Source organism: Microbacterium stercoris (genome assembly GCF_017592545.1).
Classification (GTDB): domain Bacteria; phylum Actinomycetota; class Actinomycetes; order Actinomycetales; family Microbacteriaceae; genus Microbacterium; species Microbacterium stercoris.
This window is the reverse complement of the sequence record NZ_JAGFOA010000004.1, coordinates 94551-109703: the sequence shown is the minus strand read 5'-3', so window position 1 is coordinate 109703 and position 15153 is coordinate 94551. Positions and strand designations below refer to the sequence as shown.

16 protein-coding genes are annotated in these 15153 nt (G+C 71.2%); 7 read left to right on the top strand and 9 right to left on the bottom strand.

Translation table 11 applies throughout. The features are described from left to right. Nucleotides 1-7: 7 nt before the first annotated feature. The gene (locus J5V96_RS10670) at nt 8-280 is read left to right on the top strand and encodes a DUF6457 domain-containing protein (protein WP_236014745.1); all 273 of its coding nucleotides are present in this window, start codon (nt 8-10) and stop codon (nt 278-280) included. Further along, nucleotides 277-510: a MoaD/ThiS family protein gene (locus J5V96_RS10665; protein ID WP_208503624.1), complete on the top strand. Its 234-nt coding sequence runs from the start codon at nt 277-279 to the stop codon at nt 508-510. The genes J5V96_RS10670 and J5V96_RS10665 overlap by 4 nt, the downstream gene beginning before the upstream one ends. Before the next feature lie 2 nt (nt 511-512). Here the strand turns inward: J5V96_RS10665 and J5V96_RS10660 are convergent, their stop codons facing one another. The 3 genes from J5V96_RS10660 to J5V96_RS10650 all read right to left on the bottom strand — a co-directional run bounded on the left by J5V96_RS10660 (nt 513) and on the right by J5V96_RS10650 (nt 2345). Continuing rightward, nucleotides 513-1298, bottom strand: coding sequence for an NAD(P)H-binding protein (locus tag J5V96_RS10660; RefSeq protein WP_208503622.1), 786 nt, complete (start codon nt 1296-1298; stop codon nt 513-515). Nucleotides 1299-1423: 125 nt separating this feature from the next. Beyond that, nucleotides 1424-1852, bottom strand: coding sequence for a molybdenum cofactor biosynthesis protein MoaE (locus J5V96_RS10655; RefSeq protein ID WP_208503619.1), 429 nt, complete (start codon nt 1850-1852; stop codon nt 1424-1426). Between the two features lies 1 nt (nt 1853). Then, on the bottom strand, nt 1854-2345 hold the full coding sequence (locus tag J5V96_RS10650) for a MogA/MoaB family molybdenum cofactor biosynthesis protein (protein ID WP_208503617.1): 492 nt from the start codon (nt 2343-2345) through the stop codon (nt 1854-1856). 188 nt (nt 2346-2533) lie between these two features. On the opposite strand from J5V96_RS10650, the gene J5V96_RS10645 reads away from it, so the two are divergent. Genes J5V96_RS10645 through J5V96_RS10635 form a run of 3 tightly spaced genes read left to right on the top strand, consistent with a single transcriptional unit; the run spans nt 2534 to nt 7612 of the window. After that, nucleotides 2534-3949 (top strand): MFS transporter, encoded by a 1416-nt coding sequence (locus J5V96_RS10645; RefSeq protein WP_372439940.1) that lies wholly within the window; start codon nt 2534-2536, stop codon nt 3947-3949. A 10-nt stretch (nt 3950-3959) separates the two neighbouring features. Next, the gene (locus tag J5V96_RS10640) at nt 3960-5510 is read left to right on the top strand and encodes an FAD-dependent oxidoreductase (RefSeq protein WP_208503615.1); all 1551 of its coding nucleotides are present in this window, start codon (nt 3960-3962) and stop codon (nt 5508-5510) included. Continuing rightward, entirely contained in the window at nt 5507-7612 is a 2106-nt protein-coding gene (locus J5V96_RS10635) for a molybdopterin oxidoreductase family protein (protein ID WP_307793590.1), read from the top strand. The genes J5V96_RS10640 and J5V96_RS10635 overlap by 4 nt, the downstream gene beginning before the upstream one ends. A 43-nt stretch (nt 7613-7655) precedes the next feature. Here J5V96_RS10635 and J5V96_RS10630 read toward each other — a convergent pair whose 3' ends face one another. Genes J5V96_RS10630 through rpsP form a run of 5 tightly spaced genes read right to left on the bottom strand, consistent with a single transcriptional unit; the run spans nt 7656 to nt 10523 of the window. Continuing rightward, complete coding sequence (locus J5V96_RS10630) at nt 7656-8525, bottom strand: fructosamine kinase family protein (RefSeq protein ID WP_208503613.1); 870 nt, start codon at nt 8523-8525, stop codon at nt 7656-7658. A 46-nt stretch (nt 8526-8571) separates the two neighbouring features. Then, on the bottom strand, nt 8572-9252 hold the full coding sequence (gene trmD, locus J5V96_RS10625; protein WP_208503611.1) for a tRNA (guanosine(37)-N1)-methyltransferase TrmD: 681 nt from the start codon (nt 9250-9252) through the stop codon (nt 8572-8574). 4 nt (nt 9253-9256) lie between these two features. Then, nucleotides 9257-9865, bottom strand: a complete 609-nt coding sequence (rimM, locus tag J5V96_RS10620) for a ribosome maturation factor RimM (RefSeq protein WP_372439943.1) — start codon at nt 9863-9865, stop codon at nt 9257-9259. Continuing rightward, nucleotides 9862-10092, bottom strand: a complete 231-nt coding sequence (locus J5V96_RS10615) for an RNA-binding protein (RefSeq protein WP_208503607.1) — start codon at nt 10090-10092, stop codon at nt 9862-9864. The genes rimM and J5V96_RS10615 overlap by 4 nt, the downstream gene beginning before the upstream one ends. A gap of 2 nt (nt 10093-10094) precedes the next feature. Further along, nucleotides 10095-10523, bottom strand: a complete 429-nt coding sequence (rpsP, locus tag J5V96_RS10610) for a 30S ribosomal protein S16 (protein WP_208503605.1) — start codon at nt 10521-10523, stop codon at nt 10095-10097. 195 nt (nt 10524-10718) lie between these two features. On the opposite strand from rpsP, the gene J5V96_RS10605 reads away from it, so the two are divergent. Continuing rightward, nucleotides 10719-11873: a glutamate--cysteine ligase gene (locus J5V96_RS10605; protein ID WP_208503603.1), complete on the top strand. Its 1155-nt coding sequence runs from the start codon at nt 10719-10721 to the stop codon at nt 11871-11873. Between the two features lie 12 nt (nt 11874-11885). Here the strand turns inward: J5V96_RS10605 and glpK are convergent, their stop codons facing one another. Further along, the gene (gene glpK / locus J5V96_RS10600) at nt 11886-13382 is read right to left on the bottom strand and encodes a glycerol kinase GlpK (protein ID WP_208503601.1); all 1497 of its coding nucleotides are present in this window, start codon (nt 13380-13382) and stop codon (nt 11886-11888) included. 44 nt (nt 13383-13426) lie between these two features. Here glpK and J5V96_RS10595 point away from each other — a divergent pair, with 44 nt between their 5' ends. Next, nucleotides 13427-15097 carry a glycerol-3-phosphate dehydrogenase/oxidase gene (locus tag J5V96_RS10595; protein WP_208503599.1) on the top strand — a complete coding sequence of 557 codons (1671 nt, stop codon included), beginning with the start codon at nt 13427-13429 and terminating at the stop codon, nt 15095-15097. Nucleotides 15098-15153: the final 56 nt, after the last annotated feature.

Genomic DNA, 15153 nt, shown 5'->3' with positions numbered 1-15153 from the left:
AGTTCCGATGACCACAGGCAATGAGCGCACGCTTCCCCCGGAGGCGCTGGACGAGTGGGCCCGCGCGGCCGCGACGCGCCTGGGCCTCGACCCCGACGACATCGACATCCCCCTGATCCTCGACCTCGCGCGCGACGTGGCGCACGGGGTCGCACGCCCCGCGGCTCCGCTGACGGCGTTCCTCGCCGGGCTGGCAGCGGGGCGTGCGGGCGGATCGCGGGAAGCCGTCGAGAACGCGGTCTCCGACGTCACGGATCTCGCGAAGTCGTGGTCGGCATGACGCGCGTCCGCTACTTCGCCGCGGCGGCCGAAGCCGCCGGACGCGCCGAGGAGGACCGCACAGAGGCCACGCTGGGAGAGCTCCGCGCCGCTCTGGCCGCGGAGTACGCGGGCCTCGGCGGGATCCTGCCGCGCTGCGCCGTGCTCGTGGACGGTGAGCGTCGTGACGACGACGCCCCGCTCGCGGGCGCGCAGCACGTGGATGTGCTGCCGCCCTTCGCGGGCGGCTGAGCTCAGGCGGGGTGGAGCGCCCCGGCCAGCGCGAGATCGACCGCCTCACCGAGCGAGGTCGGCCGGTGCCCGAGCAGCATCCGCAGCTCGTCCGAGTCGGTCGAGAGCACGTCGCCCAGGCCCTGGTTCTCCTCGCTGCGCCGGAAGGCGATCGGCCGACCGGCGGCGCGAGAGAGCTCGCGCACGTAGTCCTCCGCCGTGAAGGTCTCGCCGCCGAGCTCGTACACACGCCCCGCCCGGGGCGTGAGGATGGCGGCGGCCGCCGCATCCGCGTAGTCGCGCCGATGCGCCGCCGAGACCCGGCCGGTGCCGCCGACGACCTCGCCGCGCGCGACGTCGCGCTGCGCGCGCTCCATAAACGTGTCGAGATAGGCCCCGTTACGCAGGATCGTCGCGGGGATGCCGGACCGCCCGAGTGCCTCCTCCGTCTGGCGGTGCTCCTCGAGAGCCGGATGACCCGAGTCGGCTCCGAGCGAGCTGGTGTAGACGAGGCAGCCGACCCAGGCGCGCTCGGCGGCGGCGATCACGTTGCGGTGCTGGGTCAGCCGGTGACCGACCTCCGTGCTCGCGATGAGCAGCAGTCGCTCGACACCGCGGAAGGCGAGGTCCATGGATGCCGGGTCGTTGTAGTCGGCCTGGCGCACCGTCACGGCGCGGTCGCGGAAGCGCACCCCCTCGGGGGTGCGGGTGATGGCGACGATGTCGGTGGGCGAGACGCCGCGGGCGATGAGCGCGTCGATGGCGAAGGAGCCCAGTCGTCCTGAGGCTCCGGTCACTGCGATGGACATACGATCCTCCGATCTGCCGGCCTTCGACGTTGAAAGCCGCCCTTGTTTCGAGGATGCGCTCGTCTCCGGCGCTCGGCAATGCCGCAGGTCGCGAAGAATGACCGATATTTGTCGCATCGGCAGGTTCAGCCGCCGAGGCCCTTCCAGCCGGCGGTGCCGTCCTCTTCGAGCTGCCGCTTCCAGACCGGCAGCTCGCGCTTGATGTCCTCGATGACGTCTCGGCACGCGGCGAAGGCCTCCGCCCGATGAGCCGCCGCCACCGCGATGACCACCGCCGCGTCGCCGACCACCAGGCGACCCACCCGGTGGCTGACCGCGATGATGGCATCGTGCGCCCCCGCCGCACGCGCGGCGATGGTGTGCAGGGCCTTCTCGGCATCCGGGTGGGCGGTGTATTCAAGGGCCTCCACGGGCCCCGCCGCATCGGGATCGTGATCGCGCACGCGCCCGACGAACGTCGTCTCGGCGCCCGCGCGGCGATCGTCGATCGCACTCAGGTGGTCGGCGAGCAGGATCGGATCCGCCGAGATCCGGGCGATGCGCACATCCGCCATGTCAGTGGTCCTCCCCTGCGAGCTGTGCGATGACGTGCTTCGCGACCGACAGGACGACGGGCATGCCGCTGCGGACGGCGGCGGGCGATCCGGGCAGGTTCACGATCAGGGCTCCGCGAGCCACACCCGCCAGGCCGCGTGAGAGCATGCCCGCGGGCTTCTCGGCGGCGCCGATGCGGCGCAGCTCCTCGGAGATGCCGGGGATCTCGCGCTCGAGCAGCACCCGGGTGCCCTCGGGCGTCTCATCCCGGGGCCCCAGACCCGTGCCGCCGGTGGTGACGATGAGCCGGGAGCCGGCCGCGATCATGGCCACCAGCGCACGCTCGACGCTCTCCGCACCATCGGGCACGATCACGGCATCGGGGCACTCGAAACCGGCCACACGAAGTGCCGCGACGGCCTCCGGTCCGGACAGGTCGCCGCGTTCGCCACGCGAGGACCGGTCGCTGACGGTGATGACGGCCGCGCGCGCAGCCCCTCCCGACTCGTCCATTCCCCGAGTCTAAGGATGACGGTGCGCGCCCGCTCCGCCCGATGTTTCGAACGTGTGACGAACCTCTCAACGGTCCGCCGCCGATCCGGTGGGTGAAAGGTGACTCCGGCGAAACCGCCGTGCAGGGCGCTCGGAAACACGCGACTTCTAGCGTCGGAGCAACACCCCGCCCGTCCTGAGGAGTAGCCATGGCACCGACCTTGAGCACCACCCCGATGAGCACCACCCCCACCCCGGCCGCCGTCGAGGCGCCCACCGAGCTCACATTCCGCCCCGGTCGATGGATCGACGGCTGGAACGCCGAGGATCCGTCGTTCTGGGCGTCCACCGGCCGCGCGATCGCCAAGCGCAACCTGGGCTGGTCGATCTTCGCCGAGTTCCTCGGATTCATCATCTGGCAGCTGTGGAGCATCGTGGTGGTGCTGCTGCCGGCCGCGGGCTTCGAGCTGACGACCACCGAGACGTTCTGGCTGATCTCGCTCCCCTCGCTCGTGGGCGCCACGCTGCGCTTCCCCTACACGTTCGCCGTTGCGCTGTTCGGCGGCCGCAACTGGACCATCGTCTCGGCCGGGCTTCTGCTGATCCCCGCCACGCTGCTCGGCTTCGCCGTGCAGAACCCGGAGACCCCGTTCGGCGTGCTCCTGCTGATCGCCGCGCTCGGCGGCGTGGGTGGCGGCAACTTCGCCAGCTCCATGGCGAACATCACCTACTTCTTCCCGCAGAAGGAGAAGGGCTGGGCGCTGGGCCTGAACGCCGCGGGCGGCAACATCGGCACCGCGATCGCTCAGCTCGCCGTGCCGATCGTCGTCACCCTCGGAGCTGCGGGCACCCTCAACATCCAGCTCGCCGGATGGATGTGGATCCCTCTCATCCTCGTGGCTATGTGGGGCGCATGGCGCTACATGGACAACCTGTCCTCGGCGAAGGCCGACTTCGCCGGTGCCGCCTCGGCGCTGCGCGAGCCCCACCTGTGGGTCATGGCGCTGCTGTACATCGGCACGTTCGGCTCCTTCATCGGCTTCGCCGGGGTCTTCCCGAAGCTCATCGCGGACCAGTTCCCCGAGTTCTCGACCTTCCACGTCGGCGCCGCATCGCTGTCGCTCGCCTTCCTCGGCGCGCTCGTCGGATCTCTCTCGCGTCCCTACGGCGGCAAGCTCGCGGATCGCTTCGGCGGGGCCCGGATGACCGTGATCTCGTTCTCGGTCATGATCCTCGCGACCCTCGCGCTGATCCTGACCCTGCCGCTGGGCAGCTTCTGGGTCTTCCTCGGATGCTTCCTGGTGCTGTTCGTGGCGACCGGCATGGGCAACGGATCGACCTACCGGATGATCCCCGCGATCTTCGCCGCGCGCGGTGCGGCCAACGGCGGCGACGCGCACTCGGTGTCGACCCAGCGCCGCGGGGCCGCCGCGCTCGGCCTGATCGCGGCCATCGGCGCGTACGGCGGCTTCCTGATCCCGCAGGTGCTCGGCGCATCGAAGTCTGCGACGGGCGGCTACGAGACGGCGTTCTGGTGCTTCATCGCCGCCTACGCCGTGCTGCTCGCCGTCACCGCCGCCGTCTACCTCGTGCCGCGCTCCTCGCTCGCCGGCCAGCGCATCTGAGGACACCTGCATGACCGCCCCCGCCCTGCGCGTTGTGCTGATCGGCTTCGGGCCGGTCGGCGTGCGCTTCGCCGAAGAGCTCCTCCCCGACATCGCCTCGGGGCGCGTCCACCTCACCGTGGTCGGCGCCGAGAGAGTCGAGCCGTACAACCGCGTGCTGCTCGCGGAGTACGCGAGCGGCGAGCTCGAGATGTCCGATCTCGTGATCGCCGACACGGGCGAGCTGCGCGCGGCGGGGGCGGAGGTGCTCGCCGGAGTGCGGGTCTCGGCGATCGACCGCGCGGCGCGGGAGGTCGTGCTCACCGACGACACACGGGTCGCCTATGACCGGGTCGTGCTCGCGACGGGTGCCCGCGCCGTGGTGCCGCGCCTGGACGGGCTCGAGCACCTCGGCGCGGATGCGACCGGGCTCGACACCGACCTCACTCGCGGAGTGGTGGTGCTGCGTTCGCCGGAGGATGCCGAGCGCGTGCGACGGGTCGTCGCCACCGGAGGGCGCGTGGTCATCCTCGGCGCCGGCGTCCTCGGCATCGAGCTCGCCCTGCTGCTGGCGCGGGCCGGCGCGATGCCCCACGTGGCGCACTTCGGTCCTATGCCGATGCCTCGCCACCTCGATCGCGGATCGGCCTCCGTGCTGGCCGCCGCGCTCGAGACGGCGGGTGTGCGGGTGTGGCCGCACACCCGCGCGGAGGCGATCATCGCCCGGCCCGACGCCGACGGCGTCCGGCGCTTCCAGGCCCTGGTGAGCTCGGACGGCAAGCGCATCGAGGGCGACCTGCTTGTGCTCTCGTGCGGCGTCCGCGCCCGCACCGAGCTCGCCGAGGCCGCGGGACTGCGCACCGGCCGCGGCGTGCTCGTCGACGACCGCCTGCGCTCCTGGACAGATCCGGACATCGCGGCGATCGGCGATTGCGCCCACATCGCCGACACCGTGCACACGCACAGTCATGACGTGCCGGGCGGTCCGAGCGGGCTCATCGGCCCCGGATGGCGACAGGCCGAGTTCCTCGCGAGATCGCTGCGCGAGGAGTGGGAGGGGGCGATCTCCACGTCGTTCTCGGAGGAGGTCCCCGGCGTGGTCGCGCTGAAGGCCGAGCAGGTCGACCTCATCTCTGCGGGCGACGTGTCGGCGGATCCCTTCGCGCCGGTCGTGGCCGGCGAGACGCCGCTCGGCGTGTCCATGTGGGCCGATCCGGAGCACGGCACGTACGTCAAGATGGTGAGCCGGGACGGGGCGCTGACGGGCTTCGTGTCGGTGGGCATGCCCCGCACCGGCGCCGAGCTGTCGGTGCTCTACGGGCGACGCGGTGAGCTTCCCGCCGACAGGTCGCTGCTGCTGCGCCTGGACGCCGAGGAGGATCAGGGACCGCGCCCCACGGGCCGCGAAGCCACCATCTGCGTGTGCAACGCCGTCACCGCGGGTGCGATCGAGGACGCCGTCGCCGAGGGCTGCGACACCGTCGCCGAGGTCGGCAGGTGCACGCGCGCCGGCACCGGCTGCGGCGGCTGCAGGTCGCGCATCGCCGAACTCATCGACGCGCGACTGGGAGCGACCGCGTGACCGCCCTCCGCACCGCCCAGGACGGCGCGCGCGTCGCGGACACCCACTGCCCCTACTGCGCGCTCCAGTGCGCCATGACCCTCACCCCCACGCCGGGTGAGCGGCTCCCGGTCGCCGTGGACGGGCGGGACTTCCCGACCAACCGCGGAGGCCTCTGCCGCAAAGGATGGACCTCGACGGAGCTGCTCGGCACGACCGACCGGCTCACGGCTCCGCTGGTGCGCCGCGCCGACGGGCGGCTCGAGCCCACCACCTGGGACGACGCGCTCGACCTCATCGCAGCGCGGATCACCGCGATCCAGTCGGAGAGCGGTCGGGATGCGATCGGCGTCTTCGGCGGAGGCGGCCTCACGAACGAGAAGGCCTACCAGCTGGGCAAATTCGCCCGGATCGCACTGCGCACGTCCCGCATCGACTACAACGGCCGCTTCTGCATGTCCTCGGCGGCCGCCGCTGCGAACCGCGCCTTCGGAGTGGACCGTGGGCTGCCGTTCCCCCTCAGCGATCTCGATACGGCCGAGACCATCCTGATGCTGGGCTCGAACGTCGGCGACACGATGCCGCCCTTCGTCTCTCATCTGCAGGGGGCCCGCGCGCGCGGCGGGCTGATCGTGGTGGATCCGCGTCGCAGCTCGACGGCGGCGCTCACCTCCGACGGGGGCGGGCAGCACATCCAGCCGGTGCCGGGGAGCGACCTCGCGCTTCTGCTCGGCCTGATCCATGTGGTCATCGCCGAGAGCCTGTACGACGCGCGTTATGTGGCAGAGCGCACGACGGGCTTCGACTCCCTGCGGCGGTCGGTCTCCCTGTGGTGGCCGGAGCGGGCCGAGGTCGCCACCGGCGTGCCGGCCGCGACCATCCGCTCCCTCGCCCGCACGCTCGCCCAGTCGAGCTCGGCATACATCCTCACCGGACGCGGCGTCGAGCAGCATGCCGACGGCACCGACACGGCCACCGCCGCGATCAACCTCGCGCTGCTGCTCGGCCTGCCGGGTCGTCCCGGCAGCGGCTACGGCACGCTCACGGGCCAGGGCAACGGTCAGGGCGGTCGCGAGCACGGCCAGAAGGCGGACCAGCTCCCCGGCTATCGCAGGATCGACGACCCGAGAGCGCGCGAGCACGTCGCCGGCGTCTGGGGCGTGGACCCCTCGATCATCCCCGGCGCAGGAATCCCTGCCGTGCAGCTGCTGCGATCCAGCGGCCGTCCGGGCGGGGTGCGTGCGCTGCTCGTGCACGGTTCCAACGTGGTGGTCTCCTCCCCCGACGTCCAGTCGATCCGCGACGCCCTGGGCAGGCTCGACCTCCTGGTGGTGAGCGACTTCGTGCTCTCGGAGACCGCCGCCCTCGCCGACGTTGTGCTGCCGGTGCTGCAGTGGGCCGAGGAGGAGGGCACCATGACCAACCTCGAGGGACGTGTCATCCGTCGCCGTCGCGCGATCGCCCCGCCCGCCGGCGCCCGCAGCGAGCTGTGGATCATGTCCGAGCTCGCGCGCCGTCTCGAGGCTCCGGGCACCTGGGACCTCGAGCCCTCCGTCGTGTTCGACGAGCTGGCCCGCGCCTCCGAGGGCGGCATCGCCGACTACTCCGGCCTCAGTCACGCGCTCCTCGACGAGGGGATCGAGGCGCATTGGCCCTTCCCTGCCGGCAGCACGGGCACCCCGAGGCTTTTCGCCGCCTCCTTCGCGCACCCCGACGGGCGTGCCCGCCTCGTCGCCGTGCGCGCGAGTGCACCCGAGACGCCCCGCGGATCCGATCTCAGCCTCATCACCGGCCGCCTGCTGTCGCACTATCAGTCCGGTGCCCAGACGCGTCGCGTCGCCGAGCTGGCCGACGCCGAGCCCGAACTCGTCGCCCAGCTGCATCCGGCGACCGCACGCGCGCGCGGCCTGGCGGACGGCGATCTCGTGCGGCTGTCCACCCCGCGCGCGGCCGTCGAGGCGCGCGTCGGACTCAGCGCCGACATCCGCCCCGACACGGTGTTCCTGCCGTTCCACTACCCCGGTGCCGACAGCGCGAACCTGCTCACGAGCGAGCGGCTCGATCCGATCTCGTCGATGCCCGAGTTCAAGCACGCCGTCGTCACGGCCGAGAAGGTGGTGTGAGCCGCCCGTCCATCGGGCGTCGTGGCGGAGAGTCGCGCGGGGGTCAGAACCGCGCGAGCGTCTCCCGGGCGATCGCGGCGGCGCCCCAGTCGGGCTCGAACTGCGCGATGACCGCGAGATGCTGACGCAGCTGGATGACGGGCATCCGCTCTCGCCACGCGCGATCCAGCCCGGTCAGCTCGGCGTAGAGATCGAAGAAGCCGGCGGCCTCGGCGGGCGGGGCCGTCGTCCACAGATGTGCCAGGTCGACCTCGGCCCAGGTGTACGACACCGCCGGATCGATGAGGGCCGCGGCGCCGTCGGCCGTCGCCATCACGTTGTAAGCCCAGAGGTCGCCGTGCACGAGACACGCGGGGGCATCGGGCAGGATCTCCGGGAGCCGAGCGCACAGCCGCTCGAGCTGGGCGCGGCCCGCCTTGCCGAGCGCGGCGAACACCTTCGGCTCATCGAGCCAGCGTAGGAGGCGCCGCTCGGCGAAGAAGGCGAAGCCGTCGTCGCTCCAGGCGTTGTGCTGACGGCGGCGGCCGAGCCAGTTGTCGCGGTGCCAGCCGAACCGGTCATGCCGCGTGACCGTGTGGTGGCGGGCGAGAGCGTGCGCGAAGTCCGCCCAGAACCGCTCGTCCTGCGGGCGTGGGGCGAGAGACTCGAGCACCAGCAGATCCCGCGTCGCCACGATCACCTCGGGGGTGGCGATGCCGCCGCGTGCACGCAGCACCTCCAGCCCCTCCGCCTCGGTGGCGAACGCGTCGTCCCCCGGCGGATCCGGAAAGGTCTTCACGAACAGCGTCGTGCCGTTGTTCAGATGCGCGAGCCCCGCGTCGGCGGCGAGTCCGCCGGAGGCGGTCTCGACGGAGACGACGTCGGTGATCCCCGCGGCGCGCAGGCGATCGAGCAGGAGGGAGGGCTGGGTCACCGAACCAGGATGCCCCACGCCGACGCGGCGCCGCAGCGCTCGCCGATCAGTCGGCGAGCAGGTCGGGGCGGCGCTCGCGCGTGCGCTCGAGCGACTGCTCCTTGCGCCAGGCGGCCACGGCGCCGTGGTTGCCGCTGAGCAGCACCGGCGGCACCTCGAGGTCGCGCCAGATCGCGGGCTTGGTGTAGATCGGGTACTCGAGCAGGCCGTCCTCGTGCGACTCCTCTACGAGGCTCTCCGGATTGCCCATGAATCCCGGGATGAGGCGGGTGATGGCCTCGATCATGGCCATCGAGGCCACTTCGCCTCCGTTGAGCACGTAGTCGCCGATCGAGACGAGCCGCACGCGCCCGCGCGCGGCGTAGTGGTCGATCACCCGCTGGTCGATGCCCTCATAGCGTCCGCACGCGAAGACGAGCTGCTTCTCCTGCGCGAGCTCCCGTGCCAGCGACTGCCGGAACACCTCGCCGGACGGCGTCGGCACAACGAGCACGGCGTCGTCACCGAGGATGGCATCGAGCGTGGCGCCCCACGGCTCCGGCTTCATGACCATGCCGGCGCCGCCGCCATAGGGCGTGTCGTCGACCGTGCGGTGGCGATCGGTGGTGGCGTCACGGAGATCATGGACGCGCAGATCGAGCAGGCCCTTCTCGCGGGCCTTTCCGATCAGCGAGACATCCAGGACGTCGAAGAACGCCGGGAAGATCGTGACGATGTCGATCCGCATGGGATCAGGCCGAGGTTCCGGGAGCCTCCGCGGAGGCGTCGTCGCCGGACGCGGCGGGAGCCGGATCATCCGGCAGCTCCTCGAAGAGGCCGGCGGGCGGCGTGACGATGACGCGGCCCGCGGCGAGGTCGACCTCGGGCACGATCGCCTTGACGAACGGAACGAGGATCTCGCTCTCGCCCGCGGCGACGATGAGCAGGTCCTGCGCCGGGAAATGGTCGACGCGGGCGACCTTGCCCACCACGGTGCCCTCGCGCACGACGTCGAGGCCGATGAGCTGGTGGTCGTACCAGGCGTCGTCCTCGGCGGGCGCGTCCTCGTCCTCGTCGATCCAGAGGATGGCGCGCACGAGGGTGTCGGCGGCGTTGCGGTCGTCCACTCCCTCGAAGAAGACGACGGCCTGGGCGTTCATCCAGCGGAACTCGCGGACGGTGACGGTCTTGCCGTGCCATTCCGACTGCTCGGGAACCTGAAGGGTGAAGGACGCCCCGGGCGTGAAACGCCCATCGGGGTCATCCGTGTACAGCTCGAGCTTGAGGGCGCCCTTGAGGCCGTGGGCCTTGACGAGACGGCCGACGCGGAGCTGATTCTTGGGCTGCGCGCTCACGTTCAGTCGTCCGCGACGTCGACGCGGACGCGCGTGCCGGCCGCGAGGGCGGCGACGAGCGTACGCAGAGCCTTCGCGGTACGGCCGCCGCGCCCGATGACACGTCCGCGGTCGTCGGCGTGGACATGCACTTCCAGCACATCCCCACGCGACGACGTGGACGAGTCGATGCGCACGTCGTCCGGGTGATCCACGATCCCCTTGACGAGGTGCTCGAGCGCGGCGGCCAGCACGATTACTCTGCGGCCTCGGCCTCGGCGGCCTCGTCGGCGACCTCAGCGTCGGCGGGGGCCTCAGCGGCCTCGGCCTTCTTCTCGACCTTGGGCTTGACGACCGACTTCTTGGCGGAGTCGGCGACGTAGCCGGTCTTGTCCTCGCGGGTCTTGAGCGTGCTCACGGCGTCCTTGTCGCCCTTGAACTTGCCCCAGTCACCCGTGATCTTGAGGATGGCGGCGACCTGCTCGGTCGGCTGCGCGCCGACGGAGAGCCAGTACTGCGCGCGATCCGAGTCGACCTCGATGAACGAGGGCTCCTCGGTCGGGTGGTACTTGCCGATCTCCTCGATCACACGACCGTCGCGCTTGGTGCGCGAGTCGGCGACGACGATGCGGTAGTAAGGCGCACGGATCTTGCCCAGGCGCTTGAGACGGATCTTGACAGCCACGATTCTCCTGAATGGTGTGGAAACGAAGCGAACCAGTCGCCAGGTAGTGGGGTGCACTCCGGCGGAAGCTCAATAGGAGGACTCTGGATGCTGGATAGAGGGTCGAGCACCCGGTCCGACCCTCCATTCTGCCAGATGACGCGCCGGGTCGCGTACAGCTTGCCGCTGGGCGCGCCGCACCCACACACTGGCGACATGACGATCACCTTCGCCACCTCCGCCCGCTCGACGGTCGGCATCGAGTGGGAGCTCATGCTGGCAGACGAGACAACCGGAGATCTCGTCGGCCGCGCGCCCGAGATCGTCCCCGCGCTCGAGGAGGCGACAGCGCTCGAACGGCACACCGTCACGCAGGAGCTGCTGACGAACACGATCGAGATCACCAGCGGCATCGGCGACACGGTGGCGGCGGCCGTCGATGACATCTCGGACGCGATCGACGCCGTCCGCTCGCAGACCGATCCACTCGGCATCGAGCTGATGTGCGCGGGCAGCCACCCCTTCGCGCGCTGGTTCGACCAGACCGTCACCGACAAGACGAGGTACCACACGCTCATCGAGCGCACCCAGTGGTGGGGGCGCAACATGATGATCTGGGGCATCCACGTGCACGTGGGCGTCGAGGACGTCGACAAGGTGCTGCCGATCATCCACGCGCTGTCCGGCTATCTTCCCCACCTGCAGGCGCTGTCGGCGTCCAGCCCGTTCTGGGCGGGCGAGCGCACGGGCTACGCGTCGAACCGTGCGCTGGTGTTCCAGCAGCTGCCGACGGCGGGCCTGCCGTGGCAGCTTCAGACGTGGGACGAGTACGAGGCGTATCTCGACGACATGCAGCGCACGGGCGTGATGGACGATGCCACCGAGGTGCGTTGGGACATCCGGCCCGCTCCCCGCTGGGGAACGATCGAGGTGCGGGCGTGCGACGGCATGTCGACGCTGCCCGAGCTCGCCGCCGTCGCCGCGCTGGTGCAGACGCTCGTCGAATCCTTCTCCCGGGATCTCGACGAGGGCAGGGAGCTGCCGATCCTGCAGCCCTGGTATGTGCGGGAGAACAAGTGGCGCGCCGCGCGCTTCGGCCTCGAGGCCCGCGTCATCGTGGACCGCGAGGGCACTCAGGTGCCGGTGCGCGAGCACCTGCGAGAGACGCTCGAGCGCCTCGAGCCCATCGCCCTCGAGCTGAAGTGCGAACGCGAGTTCGCCGGCATCGCCGAGATCCTGGAGCGCGGCGCCAGCTACCAGCGCCAGCTGATCGTCGCCGAGGCGTCCGACGGGGATCTGCGCGAGGTGGCGCGCTCGCTCATCCGCGAGTTCCGCAACGGCCCCTCGCGCCGCGACCGCCTGCGCCTCTGACGCCGCGGGCGCTCAGGCCCAGTCGAACGTGCGCGGCACGGCATCGCGCCAGCGCGCGAGGTGGGCGTCGCGTTCGTCGGCCGGCATGGCGGGCTCCCAGCGGCGGTCCTCGCGCCAGAGGTCGCGGAGCTCGTCGAGGCCCGACCAGAAGCCCACCGCCAGCCCGGCGGCGTAGGCGGCGCCCAGCGCGGTGGTCTCGACGACCGCCGGTCGCAGCACGGGCACCCCCAGCACGTCCGCCTGGAACTGCATCAGCAGGTCGTTCGCCACCATGCCGCCGTCGGCGCGGAGCTCCTCGACGGCCACGCCCGCATCGGCGCAGACGGCGTCGATCACCTCGCGCGTCTGCAGCGCCACCGACTCGAGCGCCGCCCGCGCGATATGCGCCTTCGTCGCGTAGCGCGTGAGGCCGAGGATCGCGCCGCGGGCGTCAGGGCGCCAGTGCGGAGCGAACAGGCCGGAGAAGGCAGGGACGATCACCACGCCGCCGTTGTCGTCGACACTCGCCGCGAGCGGCTCGACATCGGGGGCGCTGCCGATGATTCCGAGGTTGTCCCGGAGCCACTGGATGAGCGATCCGGTGACCGCGATCGAGCCCTCCAGCGCGTAACGCGGCGCCTGCTCCCCCAGCCGGTACGCGACCGTCGTGATGAGGCCATGCCGCGATCGCACGATCTCCTCACCGGTGTTCAGGATGAGGAAGTTGCCCGTGCCGTAGGTGTTCTTCGACTCCCCGCGCTCGAATGCGGCCTGACCGAAGGTCGCGGCCTGCTGGTCGCCCAGGATGCCGGCGATGGGCGTCTCGCGCAGCAGGCTCTGCGACGAGGCGTGCCCGTACACCTCGGATGAGGATCGGATCTCCGGCAGCATCGCCCGCGGCACGCGGAAGGCCTCGAGGAGGTCCTCACGCCAGTCGAGCGTGCGCAGGTCCATCAGCAGCGTGCGGCTCGCGTTCGTCACGTCGGTGACGTGGACGCCGCCCCTCGGTCCCCCCGTGAGGTTCCACAGCACCCACGTGTCGGTGGTGCCGAACAGCAGCTCCCCGGCCTCCGCGCGCGCCCGTGCCCCCTCGACGTGGTCCAGGATCCAGGCGATCTTCGTCGCGGAGAAGTAGGTCGCCAGCGGCAGCCCCGTGACGTCGGCGAAGCGATCCGCGCCCCCGTCGGCCGCCAGGGCGTCCACGTCGGCCTGAGTACGGGTGTCCTGCCACACGATCGCCGGATGGATCGGTCTGCCCGTCTTCCCGTCCCAGACGACCACGGTCTCTCGCTGGTTCGTGATGCCGATGGCGGCCACGTCGTGCCGCGTGATGTCGGCCTTCGAGAGAGCCATGCCGATCACCTGGCGGGTGTTCGCCCAGATCTCGGTCGCGTCGTGCTCCACCCAGCCGGGCCGCGGGAAGAGCTGCCGATGCTCGAGCTGGCCGGTCGCGACCGGACGGCCCGCGCGGTCGAACACGATGGCGCGCGTGCTGGTCGTTCCCTGATCGATAGAGACCACATAGTCCATGGCTCCATAGGCTAGGGCGTAGAAGCCCAGGGAGAGGGGACGCCATGCAGCGCCAGCAGGTCACCGCCATCCGGGAGCGCCCACGAGCCCAGGTGCTCGTCATCGGCGGCGGCATCAACGGCATCTCGACGTTCCGCGATCTCGCGCTGCAGGGAGTCGACGTGCTGCTCGTCGAACGCGGCGACTTCGCCTCCGGGGCGTCGTCGGCGTCGAGCCACATGATCCACGGCGGCATCCGCTATCTCGAGAACGGCGAGTTCCGGCTCGTGAAGGAGTCGGTGCAGGAGCGCAACGGCCTGCTCAAGACCGCTCCGCACTACGTGAAGCCGCTGCGGACGACGATCCCGATCTTCTCGACCTTCTCGGGCATCCTCACCGCGCCGCTGCGGTTCCTCACGCACCGATCCGGCCCACCCGTCGAGCGGGGCGCGGCCCTGATCAAAGCGGGTCTTGTGCTGTACGACGCCTTCTCGGGCGCCGGGCGGGTGGCCCCGCGTCATGCCTTCCACGGTCGTCGCCGCTCGCTCGCTCAGCTTCCGGCACTGAACCCCGACCTGAAGTACACCGCGACCTACTTCGACGCGTCGATGCACGATCCGGAGCGCCTGGCGCTCGATGTGCTGCTCGACGGCGAGGCCGAGGGCGGGCGAGCCGTGAACTACGTCGAGGCGGTGGGTCGCTCCGCACAGGGCGTGCGCCTGCGCGACCACCTCACGGGCGAGGAGTTCACGGTGGCGGCCGACGTCGTGGTCAACGCCTCCGGGCCGTGGACGGATCTCACGAACGAGGCGCTGGGAACGCGCACCCGCTTTCTCGGCGGCACCAAGGGGTCGCACATCGTGCTGGACCACCCGGAGCTGCTGGCCGCCACCGCGGGACGCGAGATCTTCTTCGAGAACTCCGACGGACGCATCGTGCTGATCTACCCGCTCAAGGACCGCGTGATGGTGGGCACGACCGACATCGACGCCGACCCCCGCGAGCCCGTGCAGTGCACCGAGGCCGAGGTCGACTACTTCTTCGACCTCATCCGGATCGTCTTCCCCCGGATCGCCGTCGACCGGTCGCAGATCGTCTACCGCTTCTCGGGGATCCGTCCCCTGCCCCGTCACGACGACATGGCGCCCGGCTTCGTCTCGCGCGACTACCGCATCGTCGTGGATCACCCCAGCGGGTCGGTGCCGACCGTGAGCCTCGTCGGCGGCAAATGGACGACGTTCCGGGCGCTCGGCGAGCACCTGGCCACGACGGTTCTCGGCCTGCTCGGAGCGGAGCGCATCGAGAGCACCGTCGGGCGGGTGATCGGCGGCGGGCGCGACTGGCCGCGCACCGAATCGGATCAGGCGGCGTGGCGCCGCCTGCACCTCGGAGAGGATTCGCCGAGAACGAGGAAGCTGCTCGAGCGGTACGGCACCCGTGCCCGCGAGGTCGCGGCGTTCCTCGCCGAAGGTTCCGACGAGCCGCTGCTGGGCGATGACCTCACCGTGCGCGAGCTCGAATGGATGGTGCAGCGCGAGCACGTCGCACGCCTCGCCGACGTGGTGCTGCGCCGCACCGACTTGGGCTTCACGGGCCGCGCCGACGACGCCGCCCTCGTCATCCTCGCGGGCGCGCTGGGGGCGCTCCTCGGGTGGGACGCGGACACGCGCGATGCGGAGCTCGACGCCGTGCGCGCGCGAGTGGTCCAGCCACCCTCGATCGTCGAGCACGCGTAGCCAGTTCGCCACGCGCCGAATGCGCGAACGGCCCCGGGTATCCCCCGGGGCCGTTC